General features: G+C 42.4%; 14 protein-coding genes and 2 tRNA genes. All 16 read right to left on the bottom strand.

What is annotated here, in order from left to right; genetic code table 11:
- Positions 1-138: 138 nt before the first annotated feature.
- Positions 139-210 (bottom strand) — tRNA-Glu (locus NSQ70_RS00400).
- A 25-nt stretch (positions 211-235) separates the two neighbouring features.
- A tRNA-Met gene (locus tag NSQ70_RS00395) sits at positions 236-309 on the bottom strand.
- Positions 310-487: 178 nt separating this feature from the next.
- Positions 488-886 carry a S1 domain-containing RNA-binding protein gene (locus NSQ70_RS00390; RefSeq protein ID WP_003217901.1) on the bottom strand — a complete coding sequence of 133 codons (399 nt, stop codon included), beginning with the start codon at positions 884-886 and terminating at the stop codon, positions 488-490.
- 82 nt (positions 887-968) lie between these two features.
- A complete protein-coding gene (locus NSQ70_RS00385; protein WP_007496186.1) occupies positions 969-1,343 on the bottom strand; it encodes a septum formation initiator family protein in 375 nt (124 codons plus the stop codon).
- Between the two features lie 18 nt (positions 1,344-1,361).
- On the bottom strand, positions 1,362-2,000 hold the full coding sequence (gene yabQ, locus NSQ70_RS00380) for a spore cortex biosynthesis protein YabQ (protein ID WP_024719361.1): 639 nt from the start codon (positions 1,998-2,000) through the stop codon (positions 1,362-1,364).
- Positions 1,997-2,305, bottom strand: coding sequence for a sporulation protein YabP (gene yabP, locus NSQ70_RS00375; protein ID WP_007496190.1), 309 nt, complete (start codon positions 2,303-2,305; stop codon positions 1,997-1,999). Before yabP ends, yabQ begins: the two co-directional genes overlap by 4 nt.
- A 74-nt stretch (positions 2,306-2,379) precedes the next feature.
- Positions 2,380-2,640: an RNA-binding S4 domain-containing protein gene (locus NSQ70_RS00370; protein WP_008341839.1), complete on the bottom strand. Its 261-nt coding sequence runs from the start codon at positions 2,638-2,640 to the stop codon at positions 2,380-2,382.
- Positions 2,637-4,121, bottom strand: coding sequence for a nucleoside triphosphate pyrophosphohydrolase (mazG, locus tag NSQ70_RS00365; protein ID WP_212361990.1), 1,485 nt, complete (start codon positions 4,119-4,121; stop codon positions 2,637-2,639). The genes NSQ70_RS00370 and mazG overlap by 4 nt, the downstream gene beginning before the upstream one ends.
- 1 nt (position 4,122) lies before the next feature.
- Positions 4,123-5,715 (bottom strand): polysaccharide biosynthesis protein, encoded by a 1,593-nt coding sequence (locus NSQ70_RS00360; protein ID WP_327872018.1) that lies wholly within the window; start codon positions 5,713-5,715, stop codon positions 4,123-4,125.
- Between the two features lie 204 nt (positions 5,716-5,919).
- A complete protein-coding gene (gene spoVT / locus NSQ70_RS00355) occupies positions 5,920-6,456 on the bottom strand; it encodes a stage V sporulation protein T (protein WP_007496196.1) in 537 nt (178 codons plus the stop codon).
- Between the two features lie 139 nt (positions 6,457-6,595).
- A complete protein-coding gene (mfd, locus tag NSQ70_RS00350; RefSeq protein ID WP_327872019.1) occupies positions 6,596-10,129 on the bottom strand; it encodes a transcription-repair coupling factor in 3,534 nt (1,177 codons plus the stop codon).
- A gap of 67 nt (positions 10,130-10,196) precedes the next feature.
- Complete coding sequence (locus NSQ70_RS00345) at positions 10,197-10,427, bottom strand: anti-sigma-F factor Fin family protein (protein ID WP_003217967.1); 231 nt, start codon at positions 10,425-10,427, stop codon at positions 10,197-10,199.
- 55 nt (positions 10,428-10,482) lie between these two features.
- A complete protein-coding gene (pth, locus tag NSQ70_RS00340) occupies positions 10,483-11,049 on the bottom strand; it encodes an aminoacyl-tRNA hydrolase (RefSeq protein ID WP_007496201.1) in 567 nt (188 codons plus the stop codon).
- Between the two features lie 140 nt (positions 11,050-11,189).
- On the bottom strand, positions 11,190-11,816 hold the full coding sequence (locus NSQ70_RS00335; RefSeq protein ID WP_327872020.1) for a 50S ribosomal protein L25/general stress protein Ctc: 627 nt from the start codon (positions 11,814-11,816) through the stop codon (positions 11,190-11,192).
- A gap of 138 nt (positions 11,817-11,954) precedes the next feature.
- Positions 11,955-12,908 carry a ribose-phosphate diphosphokinase gene (locus NSQ70_RS00330; RefSeq protein ID WP_003217907.1) on the bottom strand — a complete coding sequence of 318 codons (954 nt, stop codon included), beginning with the start codon at positions 12,906-12,908 and terminating at the stop codon, positions 11,955-11,957.
- A 22-nt stretch (positions 12,909-12,930) separates the two neighbouring features.
- On the bottom strand, positions 12,931-14,301 hold the full coding sequence (glmU, locus tag NSQ70_RS00325) for a bifunctional UDP-N-acetylglucosamine diphosphorylase/glucosamine-1-phosphate N-acetyltransferase GlmU (RefSeq protein ID WP_342502362.1): 1,371 nt from the start codon (positions 14,299-14,301) through the stop codon (positions 12,931-12,933).
- Between the last annotated feature and the right edge of the window lie 139 nt (positions 14,302-14,440).

Genomic DNA, 14,440 nt, shown 5'->3' with positions numbered 1-14,440 from the left:
AAAAGAAGTTGTCGTTTCCATAAAACGTTCGACGCTTTATTTGCCAAAAAGGCATACTTTCTTGAAAGTCGATGTCTTTCATCAGAATTTTACGAAAGCACAAAAAAACAGCTTTCCTATAGAAAGCTGTTTGGAAGATGACCCGTACGGGATTCGAACCCGTGTTACCGCCGTGAAAGGGCGGTGTCTTAACCGCTTGACCAACGGGCCTTGCTTATTGTTCTTTTTAAAAGGATAGCGGCGGAGGGGATCGAACCCCCGACCTCACGGGTATGAACCGTACGCTCTAGCCAGCTGAGCTACACCGCCATAATATAAAATGCGCTAAGAAGCACAAGAACTATAATACAAAGGATTCGCTTGTCCGTCAATAGAAAGTTTTAAATTAAATGGCGAAATCACAAAAAACGTTGAATTTGTATTGAAAAAAGCACCCGCTAAACAGCAGGTGCTTTGTTGTGAAAGATATATAGAAAGCAGCAACAAGTTAACCTCTTCTTGCTCCGCGTCCCCCACGTTTTGATTCCGTGTTACGTTTTAAAGATGTTAAGCGGTCTTCACTATCTTTTAAGAATTTGTTCATTTTTTGCTCAAACGATTCCTTCGGACGGAAATCATTTCTGCTCGGTCTTGATTGTTGTTGTTGAGGACGATCTTTTGCTTTTTTAATGGACAAGCCGATTTTACCGTCTTTTTCAACGTTAATCACTTTCACTTCAACTTGTTCACCGACTTTTAAATGCTCATTAATATCTTTTACATAGTTATCGGCTACCTCACTGATATGAACGAGACCAGTTGAACCGCCTGGCAACTCCACAAAAGCTCCAAAATTTGTAATGCCCGTAACTTTCCCTTGTAACTTGCTGCCAACTTCAATCGACATAAAAAAAGTGCTCCTCCTTAGACTTATAAAAAAATCTCATTTGTTCAATTATACATAAACTGAATTTTAAGTGTCAACAAGGCTAATCGCTCTTATTGCCCACATCAAAGATTTTTTCGCCTTTTTTAGACATATAATAGTCCCGTCGTGCCAGTTCGAGTACGTATTCTTTGCTTTTCAGCTTTTTGATTTCATCAGAAATATCTTCCTGCTTTGTTTGTAATTGCTTCAATTCTTTTTCAAGCGCAACCTTCTTCTCTTCTTTTTCTTTCAATGCAGACGATTGCGACCAGAGGGCACTTGTTACCAAAACAGCAAACATGAGCACAATGACTCCAAACACGGTAAGCCTTCTAAGGAGTCCCCGGCGTTTGCGTTTTAGGCGCTGCGCTTGCTGTTCCATTTGTTTTTGATAATCATTTTGAATTTGTGCGATATTTCTTTTTCTCTCGTTCAAGGATGAAGGCCTCCTCTCTTACTTTGTCCAGAATTGTTTCCATTTCGTTTTCATGGTACGAGATACTTTCTTGATCCCTTGTAAAATTCCTGCTCCTTTTGAGAAAAACAACCTCATTGATGTTCGCCATTTTTCGGGAATTCGATGAATAATGGTTACATTGAGTAACCAAATAAGCGGATAACAAACAATATACAGCACCTTCCACACGAGTCGAAACGCAAAACGAACAAGGCGTAAGAGCGAGTGGAACAAGAACAGAAGAGCACTTATGATCAAACCAACGATCCAGCGAATGGGCTGGAAAACCATCGACATGATCAGCCTTTTCAGGACGAGAACAGTCTGATAAATACACCTCATCACAAACTTGAGGATGTTCATATACAGCTGTTTCATCAATGCCTGGTACATCGAGAAACCTAAAGCAACAGCTAGAAAAATATAAAGCCTGAATTCTCCCTCATTGGTCAGCAGCAGGACATAAAAGAATAAGAGACCCTGCACCACCCAAAAAAGGAGGTCGTGAATGACCAGCAGCCATTTTGCTGTTTTTTCCCGGTTCACAAACAGCTTGTACGTATCCAGCGATGCGCCCAGCCAGATGCCCATCGCCGCCATCGAAAGCATCGTATAAAACTGGACCGTCAGTGTCATTTAAACAGCTTGCTAAAAAATCCTTTAGCTTTCTCCCCGTGCTGCTCATCTACATAGATTAAGTCAAAGACACGCCCTTTAATGGACACAACGCCCTTTTCTACATCTAAGTTTTTCATTTGCAGATTTTCTCCGCGAATGGCGAGGACTCCCATGACAGTCTCAAGCAGAAATTCTTCATTATCAAAGCTCTCGACTTGTTTGACCCCGGTAATATCTAAATGCTTTCTGTTGCGCATTGTGACATGATGCTCGGCTTCTGATGACAACTTCGTGCCTTGAGGTTGATTATAATATTGATTCATTTATACATCCCCCATATCTCATACTTGCATTGTTACTGCATTGTATGTGACAGGCGGGACATTTAGAACAAGCCCTATTCTGCTGTTTTCTCTTCTTTTAGCACGGTATACATGCCAGCAGCTTCTTCTTTTTTCGTTGTGTCTTTTAACTCGTTGACTTGAACAGTCACAAGCTTTTGGCCGAAGCGAATTTGAAGCTCGTCCCCTTCTTTCACGTCAGAGCTGGCTTTCGCCTGCGTGCCATTAATGGAAATTCTCCCTTGATCGGCTACTTCTTTTGCCAATGTTCTTCTTTTGATTAAACGAGACACTTTTAAGAATTTATCTAGTCTCATGTATGTTCACCTCTTTCTATGCGTTTGGCATCGTTCCACAGATCGTCCATTTCTTCTAGGGTCAAGTCTTCTAGTGAACGCCCTATGTCCTTTGCTTTTTGTTCAATATGCTGAAAGCGCCGCATGAATTTTGTGTTTGCAGAAGAGAGGGCGGTTTCAGGCTCTAGGTGATAAAATCTGCCGATGTTGACGAGAACAAATAAAAGATCCCCAAATTCATCCTTCATCTGCTTTGTTGCACCTTCATCCGTTTTCTCTGCCACTTCCACAAGGAATTCCCGCTTTTCCTCTTCGTATTTGTTCCAAATATCCTCTACTTCTGTCCAATCGAAGCCCACTTTCGCTGCTTTCTTTTGGAGCTTATAAGCTTTTGTTAAAGCTGGAAGTGTCGTTGGAATGGATTGCAAAATAGATGCTGCACGCTCCGGTTTTTCCTGCTGCTTGATTTTTTCCCAGTTGGCGACGACATCTGATGCTTCAGACACATCCGTATCACCAAACACATGCGGATGTCGTCGAATCATTTTTTCTGTGACATGCTGGATGACGTCATCCATTGAGAAGTAACCATCATCTTCACCAATTTGAGCATGGAGTAAAACTTGAAGCAGTACATCTCCGAGTTCTTCAACCATATGATCTGGATCGTCTTCATCTATGGCTTCCAGCAGCTCATAACATTCTTCAATTAAATATGGTTTGAGCGACTCATTCGTTTGTTTTTGATCCCAAGGACAGCCGCCAGGACCTCTTAATGTACGAATGACTTCACGGAAAGTGTCAAATTGTTGATAGAGTAGCTTTTCATCTTGGATTGGAGGCACATAAACACTCGTTAAGTTATTTATCGACACATCTCGATCAAGTTCAAATAAAGGAACACCTGTAATCTGTTCCTGACTGCTTCCCGCTGCCGTTACGATAAAGACTTCATAATCGTCAGGTAGCTTTTCCATGAGGGTCAGCTTCACATTCGAGGCTGTCATCTGATCATATACTTGACAGATCAGCACGTGCTGGGTCAACTTCAGATCATCCGCTCTCATATCCCCTGCGTCAACGAATTGCAGCCCTTCAATTGGGTCAATCTGTAAGGAATTAAACGTCGCATCCAAAAAGCTTTGTCCACCAGCCACGTACACCTCAACCCCGCGCTCCTTCTGTTGTGAAACAAGAAGTTGCACTGTCTTTTCCGCTACAAACGGGTGACCTGGTACTGCATACACAATATCTTTCTCCTCAGCCTCTCGGAAGAGAATGTCTGTGATTTCCTCATACACTGCATCAAACTGATCATGCTTTTCATATATCTCATCAAAAAAGGTCAGAGACGGGACCTCCTGCATCAATTCTGCGGTGAGTGGATGATCCTGCGTTCTCATGTATACTTCTTTCGCCTGCTTCAGCTGCTTATATACACCGAGCGTTAGCTGATCCATGTCGCCTGCCCCAAGACCAACGACTGTAATCTTACCTGCCATTTCAATTCCCTCTCATCTGTTTAAAATATAAAATCTTTTCTCCTAATGGAATGAGTCTCCATTCCTCTTCCGTAAATACGTCTAGCTTAAGAATACTATATAAAAAGGCGAAACCACCAATAAAAACTGAAGTCAGGCTCTCTAAAACAGAAAACGGACGTTTCTCAAAGGGAATGACCCAAGAAAACAATGCCTGATATCCAATTAAAACGACAGCCATGAATGCTGCTGATAAAAGAATTTTCACTGGGAATAGCTCTCTTATTGAAATCCACCCTTTATGCTTCAAATACACCGCATTGAGCGCAGCGGCGGCGAGAAACCCACAAACAGTCGACCATGCGGCTCCATAAATGCCGAATAACGGGACAAGAGCCAGCGTCAGCCCCCATTTCACCAGTACACTGATCAGGACCACAATAGCCGGGTACACGGTATGTCCCAGACCCTGAAGTAAAGCGGTTTGCGTAATCGCCATTGATGTAAAGGCAATGGATATGCAAAATATCTGCAGAGCATCTGTCCCTAAGTCATTACGAAAAAGCATAATGTTCACAGACGATAAAATACATATAAGCCCGACAGCTGAACCAATCCCCAGCACCGATGTTGCCTTAAACGATGTACGTACTTTTTCACGAATTGCTTCATGCTGCCCTTTTCTTAAGGCCGACGACAAAAACGGAACAAGAGACGTCCCGATACTAATTGCAAACACCGTCCCGAGCTGCAGGAACGGCTGACCTCGGTCATATACGCCTTTTGCCGCCTTTGCAGCTGCTTCACTCAGTCCCTCACTGCGCAGCAGCGCATACAAGTGAAAAGCATCGATCATTTGCATCCATAGGATCAGCAATCCACTCACACAAATCGTCAATGTATACAGCACCAAACTCTTCAGCACATCTTTTTTCCGCAGTGTAGCCTGTTTTAATGTCTTGCTCGCTGACAACCGCTTCCGATAGGTCAGCCAAAGGAAAAGAAGCAAAAGGAGTGAAGCAGCACTTCCAGCTATAGAAGAGAACACCGCACCCGCTCCTGTTTCATAAAGCGAATAGCCATGTCTCACAAAATAGAAAGATAAAACAAGCAGGACGCCTACTCTGATGAGCTGCTCAGCCAATTGAGAGACCGCAGTGGGGAGCATCAGCCCATCACTCTGAAAAACACCCCTCAGCATCACGGTAAGCGGCAGAAATAAAAACACAAACGAACTCATCTGGATGAGAAGCATTAATTGACTGTCTGCCATGAGATTCGCAATTGTGCCTGCTCCTATATATAAACAAAGAAATAAGACCAAGCTCAGCAAAGTGATATACACCAAGGATACCTTTGTAATGATTCGGCGATTCTCCTCACCATGCTCGCTCAGGAGCTTGGACACCATCACAGGAAAACCAGTGGTGCCGAGCATGATCGCAATGCCAAGAAAGGGATAGACCTGCTGATAAATATAAAAACCTGTGTCTCCTACGATATTTTGAAAAGGGACACGATATACGGCACTCAGTATCTTTGATAACAAGCCTGCGATGGTTAAAATCACCGCACCTTGGAAAAGCCAATGCGGCTGATTCACAGCATTTTTCATGGATGACTCCTTTATGTTCAATCAAAAAATATACCTGCATTTAAACGCACTCATTATATCATATGTGACTGGCAAGCCGTTTCTTTCTAAGGAGTAGACGATACATTCATTATTTTGTTTCATCCCATATAAAAAACGCCGACAAAATCAGATGATTTCATCGGCATTCTTTCTTTTTATCAAGATGATATAGAATTATTAGACCTAATGTTCCATTTGACGGGCTAAGAAGCCAGCTGCCGTTTCTGCCGCTTTATGCTCCACTTCTCCCATTGAACGCTCTTTAGAAAATAAAACGACGGCGCCAATTGGATCTCCGTTTGCAACAATAGGTGCAATGGTATAAGCTGATACATCATCATCAATACCATCCACAAGCTGAATTTCTTTCTTGCTGTCCTCTAATACAGAATTACGCTGATCCATTGTTCGTTCAAGTAAATCACTAATGGATTTGTTTAAGTACTCTTTTTTTGAACTGCCGGATACAGCAATATACGTATCACGATCACAGATGAGGATAGAATGACCCAAACTGTCGAATAAAGCATCAGCATATTCCTTCGCAAAGTCTCCTAGCTCACTAATCGGTGAATACTTCTTCAAAATGACTTCTCCATCGCGGTCGACAAAAATCTCAAGTGGATCTCCTTCCCGGATACGCAATGTTCTGCGAATCTCCTTCGGTATAACCACTCTACCTAGATCATCGATGCGGCGTACAATTCCAGTTGCTTTCATTCACTGCTGCCTCTCTTTCGTTTGATGATGTGTTGGGTGAATGGAACAAAAGCGTCCACTTTATGCAACATTCACCACTTGACCCTGAGATTAGTATCCGTCACATCAAACGTAATATACACGAGAGACCAACAAAATTTTATGAAGATGGAATGGTTTCTTTTTTCACATCTTGAAGACCTCGAAGCATACGAAGAACGACTTCAAGCCACTCCTCCGTTTTCTTGCCTTTTGTTTGGACAGAAATAATCAGCTTGCTGCCTTCCATGCCAAGACCGATATCACGTCCATATTGACTGCCAAGCTCAAATAATTTTTGACCATCGATGTCGCTGCTTGCTTTTTCATCGAGAGTGAGTCTGACAATGCCTTTCTCCATCTTGATCAACTCGACACGTTCCTGCACAGCGTACACCTTCATCGTCGCAATCGTGAACAAATCAGCCACTTCTTGCGGATATTCTCCAAATCGGTCAATCATTTCATCTTGAAGCTCTTTCCGCTCTTCTATTGATCCAATCGCTCTAAACTGTTTATACATCTCGATCTTTTGTTTGCCATCAGAAATATAGTTATCTGGAATGTAGGCATCAATTTGGAGATCAATTTCCGGCTCAAATTTTTCTTGAGCAGTCGTATCGCCTCTTCTTTCTTCAATGGCTTCTTTCAGCATTTGAGAGTAAAGGTCGAATCCAACAGAATCAATAAATCCATGTTGCTGTGCACCAAGTAAATTTCCTGCTCCTCGAATCGTTAAGTCACGCATCGCAATCTTAAAGCCTGATCCGAGCTCAGTGAATTCTTTAATAGCTTGAAGTCTTTTCTCTGCTACTTCAGAAAGCACTTTATCTTTTCGATAAGTGAAATAAGCATAGGCCACACGATTCGAGCGCCCAACTCGTCCTCTTAACTGGTACAGCTGCGAAAGCCCCATTTTATCAGCATCATGAACAATGAGCGTGTTCACATTTGGTATGTCTACGCCCGTTTCGATAATGGTTGTACTGACGAGTACATCCGATTCACCTTCTAGGAAATTAATCATCACGGATTCCAGCTCATTCTCACTCATTTTCCCGTGTGCATAGCTCACTTTTGCGTCTGGAACAAGCATCGAGATTTCATCTGCTTTTCGTTCAATATCCTCCACTCGGTTATAAAGGAAGTACACTTGACCGCCTCTTGCCAGTTCTCGCTCAATGGCTTCTCTAACTAACGCACCATTGTACTCGACAACATAGGTTTGAACTGGGAAACGGTTCTCAGGTGGCGTTTCAATAACAGATAAGTCACGTACGCCAAGCATCGACATATGAAGCGTACGAGGAATTGGCGTTGCCGTTAACGTCAGCACATCAATATTGGCTTTCATTTGTTTAATTTTCTCTTTATGCGTCACACCAAAGCGCTGCTCTTCATCGATAATTAAAAGTCCTAAATCCTTGTACACAATGTCTTTTGAAAGAAGACGATGCGTCCCGATGACCATATCAATCGTTCCATTTTTCAGCCCTTTTAATGTTTCTGTTGTTTCTTTTCGTGTACGGAAGCGGCTAAGCTGAGCGATTTTAACAGGATAGTCTTGGAATCTGTCCATAATGGTGTCAAAATGCTGCTGCGCTAAGATCGTTGTTGGTACAAGCAGTGCCACCTGCTTCCCGTCAGCAATGGCTTTGAAGGCCGCTCGAATCGCCACCTCTGTTTTTCCATAGCCCACATCTCCACAAAGCAGACGATCCATCGGGCGCTCCCGCTCCATGTCTTGCTTGATTTCATGAATCGAGCGAATTTGATCGTCTGTTTCTTGGTAAGGGAATGCAGATTCAAACTGGCGCTGCATCTCATGGTCAGGCGAGAAGGCATACCCTTTGCTTGCTTCACGTTCTGCGTACAGCTTAATCAGATCATCTGCAATGTCCTGCACAGATGATTCTACTTTTTTCTTCACGCGTTTCCAGTCGCTACCGCCTAGTTTGTATAGCTTTGGTTCTTTTCCTTCTGACCCTACATACTTCTGCACCTGATCAATTTGTTCAACAGGGACATAAAGCTTGTCGCTTCCTTGATAATGAATATTTAAATAATCTTTATGAATGCCGCCAATTTCAAGCGTTTCAATTCCTAAATACTTACCGATCCCGTGGTTAATGTGCACCACATAATCGCCCACTTGCAGCTCTGAATAGCTTTTGATTCGCTCTGCGTTCGTCAGCTTTTGCTTACGTGCCTGCTTCTTCACACGTTTCTTGAAAAGTTCACCCTCTGTAATGACAGCAATTTTGGATAAAGGTAGTTCAAAACCGGTTTGCAGCTCACCTTGTAAAATATATACTTGCCCGCTGACAAGCTCAGCATCAGGTTTAGCAAGAGCTGCTTCAATGTCATAATCATGCAAGACAGATGACAGCTTCTCTGTCCGCTCTTCATCCGCACCTAAAAAGACTACCGTATAATTCTGCTTTTTGTAGCGTTCAATTTCACTTGCAAGCACATTCATCTGCCCGTGGAAATTCTGCATTTGCTTACTAGATACATTGACGATATTTTGCGGATTGGTCTGCTGAACATGTCTCAAAAATAAGGAATAGTACAGAATCGATCTCGATTGCTGATTGAACAGCTCTTGAAATGGGAAGGAAAGGGCTAGATCATGCAGGATATTCCCTTCTTCCAGCAGACTAATTGTCCAATCTGCTTCTTCCTGTTCAAGCTGTTCTTCCATCTCCTGAATTCTGCTGATTTCATCTAGAATGATTATCGTATCCTGCGATGTATAATCTAGCAAACTAGCAGGCTTTTCATAGAAATAGGACAGATACTTCGTCATTTCTTGTGTCACAATACCTTCTAGCAGCTTCTCACGATCAGCAGAAATATTCTGATGGAGCAGCTCTTTTTGTTTATCCGAGTTGAATTTCTTTAAGCTACTGGCAAGACCTTCGTCAAGCTGTTCAATCGCTCTCACTCGTTCAGGCCCTCTTACAATCAGCTCTTTCGCCGGGCCAATCTTGATTTCTTGAAGTGTTTCCAATGAACGCTGCGTGTCAGAGTGGAAGGACCGAATAGAATCCACTTCTGTATCAAACAGCTCAATACGGATCGGGTGGTCTTCCGTTAACGCATAAATGTCAATGATGCCTCCGCGCACACTAAAGTCTCCGGGCGCAGCGACCATGGACGTCCGGTCATAACCGATTTGCACGAGTTGTTTTGAAAACGCCTCCAAATCAATTTCTTCACCAACCTTTAAATGGATCTGACTCTCCTTCCAGAGCTCAACAGGAGGAAGCATTCTACGCACTGCAGCTGCTGGGGTCACGACAATCGGATTTTCTCCATTCGCGAGACGATTCAATACATCAAGACGCTGCGCTCTAAGCTCCGGGCTTGCCACAGCAATTTCAGATGCAATGAGTTCATTGACAGGATAAAGAAGGACCGAGCGATCTGGCATCACACTTGCTAGATCATCTGTGACCTTCTGCGCTTGATATAAGTTGTGTGTCACAATAAACATCGGCCGCTTTAATTCGTCTGATATGGCGGCTGTAAATAAAGATCTGACGGAGCCTGATAGTCCGGCGAGCAGTTGTTCTTTTAAACCTTCCTTTAGCCCATTAAAAATGGACTGAAAATCATCACTTTGTTTGATAAATGATTGTATATTTTTCATTTGGCTCCTCCTCCCTGCTTGTTTAAAACAGAAAAACGCTTTGGTCTATTATCTACACCAAAGCTTTTTATTGAATAAAGGTATGATACTGATGGTAATCAGGATTTCTTTCGAGCGCCTCTTGGCAATCCTCACAAATGGTTTGTACATGTAAATCACCATTTTCCCTATAAGAAATCATATCGTTTCTTTCCTCATTTGTTAAGTGATGAAATCCAAGTGCTTCACTTTGGACAGCGGATTCATCTAGACTGCCAACCTTTACACCACAGTGCCGGCAGTAATAGTGCAAAGCCATACGTGATCCTCCCATGCTGAGATTTTATGATCAGTATGTGCTTTGCTTATCATTCTTATACCTTCTTGTTAAAATCATTCATCACTTCTAAAAATGGCTTTGTTAAAGCCGCTTCACAAGCTTCAACAGATGCTTGAATAGCAGATGAGATATCAGGCTGTTCTTCCTCTGAGAAGCGTCCTAGTACGTAATCGACGACCTTCATGCCGTTTTGTGGACGGCCGATGCCGATACGGAATCGATCAAACTCAGGTGAACCTAAATGCTGAATCAACGATTTGATTCCGTTATGTCCGCCTGCACTTCCTTTAGTACGCAAACGAATCCGGCCCGTTGGCAAATCAAGATCATCATAGATGACCTTCAAATGTTCAAGGGGAATATCATAGTAATCCATCAGCGGACGCACACATTCCCCTGATAAGTTCATATATGTAAGAGGCTTCACAAGTAGAACCTTTTGCCCCGAAACAAACCCAGTTCCATATTGTCCATGGAATTTTGATTGATTTAATGGGATGTCCCATTTTTTTGATAGTTCATCTATTGTCATAAACCCGACGTTATGTCTTGTTTTTTCATATTCTTTTCCTGGATTACCCAATCCAACGAACGCAATCATGAAACCAATAACCTCCTTTGTCGCACATGCACACGCCTAAAAAATGAGCCAATGTGATTGCCTCATGCAAAACGTATGAATTCTTTTCATTCTAGCACAAAAGACGTAACCGCGGGAGGGTTACGTCTCTAATTGACCAGTTATTCTTCGCTGTCATCTTTTTCTTTAATGGTCTCAGGCTCTTGCGTTTCCTCTTCACTATCTGGCTCTGGAACCTCTGATTGCTGAGGCGGTAAGATCGAAGCAACAACTTCTTCTGGATCATTATTAATTTGATACGTAGACTGAACAGACAGATCACCAACTGTTAGTACGTCATTTACTTCTAAGTTTGTAATATCAGCTTCAATATTTTGCGGGATATCCTTTGGTTTCGCTGTAATGGATAGCTCAAATAGTGGCTGCTGAAGCACACCGCCATCCTTTACACCTTTGGATTCGCCAATGAGTTGTACAGGTACATCTGCGTCAATTTCTCGCTGTAAGTCGACCACTTGGAAATCAGCGTGGACTAGCTCATTTTTCAACGGATCTGTTTGCAGTTCTGTTACCATCACAGATTTTGTTTCACCGCCAACGTCTAATGTGATGATTGTGTTTTTTCCTTCATCACGTAATGTCTTTAATAAATCAATACTGTCTAATGAAACAGCCAGGTTGTCTGTATTTTTTCCGTATATGACACCAGGAACGTGTCCTGAATGACGGATTTTTTGCAGTGTGGAACGTTTGAAATCAGTTCTTTTATTTGCTTTTAAAGTTGCCATATTCAGCACCATCCTATTTCTTTTTTGTCACTACTTTCATAAATACCCATAACTGAATCATTTTAAACATGTTTGCCTTTCATTTATCACAGCAAAAAGACCCCAAGCTGATGCCTAGGGCCTTTTCCAATCAGAAAATTAGCTGAAAAGGTAGCTCACAGATTCTTCTTCATGTACACGGATGATGGCTTCTGCAAGCAAAGGCCCAACTGAAAGCGGAATGAATTTTCCAACTTTCTTGTCATCTGTTAAGTGAATACTGTTTGTCACAACTAATTCTTTAATTTTAGAGTTTGTAATACGTTCTACTGCTGGTCCAGACAATACTGGGTGAGTACAACAAGCATAGACTTCAGCCGCTCCATTTTCCACAAGTGCATTTGCAGCAAGTGTAATCGTACCAGCTGTATCAATGATATCATCGATGAGAATCGCCGTTTTGCCTTCAATGTTCCCAATGATGTTCATCACTTCAGCCACGTTCGGCTTCGGACGACGTTTGTCGATAATTGCGATTGGTGCTTTCAGGCGGTCCGCCATTTTGCGCGCACGCGTAACACCACCGTGGTCAGGAGACACAACAACGATATCATTCAAGTTTTTCTGTTCAAAATAGTTTGTTAAGATTGGCACAGCCATTAAGTTATCGATTGGAATATCAAAGAAACCTTGGATTTGCGGCGCATGAAGATCAAGTGCAATGACACGTGTAGCACCTGCTGTTTCAAGTAAGTTCGCAAAAAGCTTCGCCGTGATTGGCTCACGAGGTTTCGCCTTACGATCTTGACGTGCATATCCGTAATAAGGGATGACAATATTGACCGTTTTCGCAGAAGCGCGTTTTAGTGCATCTACCATAATGAGTAGCTCCATAATGTGCTCATTGACTGGCGCACTAGTAGATTGAATAACATAACAATCACAGCCGCGGATACTTTCTTCAATATTGATTTGGACTTCACCGTCACTAAAACGTTTAACAGAGCTCTTTCCTACATCAACTCCGATACGATCGGCAATTTCTTTGGCAAGTTCAGGGTTTGAATTCAAAGAGAATATCTTTAAATTCGCATCAGCATAACGATTAGACATGGTAAACCTCCGGGTATTTGGATTATTTTTTATGAATATTTTTCACATAATCTTCTTTATTGACTTGTCTTGCTCTAGCAATAGACAATGCATCCTGCGGTACATCTTCTGTAACCGTTGAACCGGCTGCAACATATGCCCCTTTTCCGACAGTGACTGGTGCAACGAGATTTGAATTGCAGCCAATAAATGCGCCATCTTCAATCTTCGTTAAGAATTTGTTCTTCCCATCATAGTTAACTGTAATGGATCCACAACCAAGGTTTACATCCGTTCCGACCTCTGCATCTCCAATATAGCTTAGATGAGACGCTTTGCTTCGGTCACCGAAAACTGTTTTCTTGATTTCGACAAAATTTCCGATCTTCACTTCATCGCCAATTTTCGACAACGGGCGAATATGAGCAAACGGTCCAATTGTTACATCTACCCCAACTTCACTATCGCAGACAACAGACTGCTTAATGACTGTCCGATCTCCAATTACGCTATCAACAATTTCAGTGTTCGGACCGATTGTGGCATCTGCACCAATCTTTACATTCCCTTTGATGACCGTCCCAGGATAAATCATTGTATCTTCACCGATGACTGCATCTGGCGAGATATACGTGTTCTCAGGATCAATCAAGGTTACACCATTCTTCATATGCTGATGATTAATACGTCGCTTCATGAATTGCTCTGCTTGTGATAGAGCGATACGATCATTGACTCCAAGTGTTTCTTCAAAATGCGGTGTTTGATACGCTGTAACCGTCTGTCCTTCATTCTTTAGAATTTCAATGACATCCGGCAAATAGTATTCACCTTGTGCATTTTCATTTGACACTTGCTCAATCACACGGAAGAGATCTTCATTTGAAAAGCAATAGGTTCCAGTATTAATTTCATTCACTTGACGTTCAGCATCATTTGCATCTTTATGCTCGACGATCTTTACCACAGCACCTGTTTCATCACGAATAATACGTCCATAACCTGTTGGATCATCCGCGTGTGCTGTCAAAATCGTCACTTTCGCTTGTTGTTTTTGATGCTCGCTTAACATGGCTTCCATTGTTTCCGCTGTCAATAATGGTGTATCTCCACAAATGACAATGGTTGTTCCCTTTTCCTGCGCGAGGAACGATTTGGCTTGTTTGACGGCATGTGCTGTTCCCAGCTGTTCTTCTTGAAGTGCATATTCACTTCTGTCCCCAAGCTGCTTCTTGACGTCCTCTGCTCCATGACCGACAATCGTCACAAGCTTGGCTAAAGATAGCTTTAACGCTTGATCTGCCACATGCTCGACCATTGGCTTTCCGCAAACTGGATGAAGTACTTTGTATAACTTTGACTTCATTCTTGTTCCTTTTCCCGCTGCTAAAATCACTGCGAACCGCTTATCCATTGATTGGCCTCCAATATCCCTATTATCCATAGAAAAATATATCCTAAATAAGGACTGATTTCAAGGATACAAAAGGAAGTGCATTAATTTTCTAATGAACGGGAGACATAAGGAACAAGAGAAAAAACGCAAAAAAGAC

Origin of the sequence: Bacillus sp. FSL R5-0397 (assembly GCF_038593395.1) — a bacterium.
Lineage (GTDB): Bacteria > Bacillota > Bacilli > Bacillales > Bacillaceae > Bacillus > Bacillus altitudinis.
Note: the sequence above shows the minus strand (reverse complement) of the source record. Positions and strands in the feature narration are given on the sequence as shown.

Coding starts and splice junctions, on each gene's coding strand:
- yabP (WP_007496190.1), bottom strand. CDS start 2,305: ATGAATCAATATTATAATCAACCTCAAGGCACGAAGTTGTCATCAGAA.
- pth (WP_007496201.1), bottom strand. CDS start 11,049: ATGATTGCGTTCGTTGGATTGGGTAATCCAGGAAAAGAATATGAAAAA.
- NSQ70_RS00390 (WP_003217901.1), bottom strand. CDS start 886: ATGTCGATTGAAGTTGGCAGCAAGTTACAAGGGAAAGTTACGGGCATT.
- mazG (WP_212361990.1), bottom strand. CDS start 4,121: ATGGCAGGTAAGATTACAGTCGTTGGTCTTGGGGCAGGCGACATGGAT.
- NSQ70_RS00345 (WP_003217967.1), bottom strand. CDS start 10,427: ATGGCTTTGCACTATTACTGCCGGCACTGTGGTGTAAAGGTTGGCAGT.
- NSQ70_RS00330 (WP_003217907.1), bottom strand. CDS start 12,908: ATGTCTAATCGTTATGCTGATGCGAATTTAAAGATATTCTCTTTGAAT.
- glmU (WP_342502362.1), bottom strand. CDS start 14,301: ATGGATAAGCGGTTCGCAGTGATTTTAGCAGCGGGAAAAGGAACAAGA.
- yabQ (WP_024719361.1), bottom strand. CDS start 2,000: ATGACACTGACGGTCCAGTTTTATACGATGCTTTCGATGGCGGCGATG.
- NSQ70_RS00360 (WP_327872018.1), bottom strand. CDS start 5,715: ATGAAAAATGCTGTGAATCAGCCGCATTGGCTTTTCCAAGGTGCGGTG.
- spoVT (WP_007496196.1), bottom strand. CDS start 6,456: ATGAAAGCAACTGGAATTGTACGCCGCATCGATGATCTAGGTAGAGTG.
- NSQ70_RS00370 (WP_008341839.1), bottom strand. CDS start 2,640: ATGAGACTAGATAAATTCTTAAAAGTGTCTCGTTTAATCAAAAGAAGA.
- NSQ70_RS00335 (WP_327872020.1), bottom strand. CDS start 11,816: ATGGCAACTTTAAAAGCAAATAAAAGAACTGATTTCAAACGTTCCACA.
- mfd (WP_327872019.1), bottom strand. CDS start 10,129: ATGAAAAATATACAATCATTTATCAAACAAAGTGATGATTTTCAGTCC.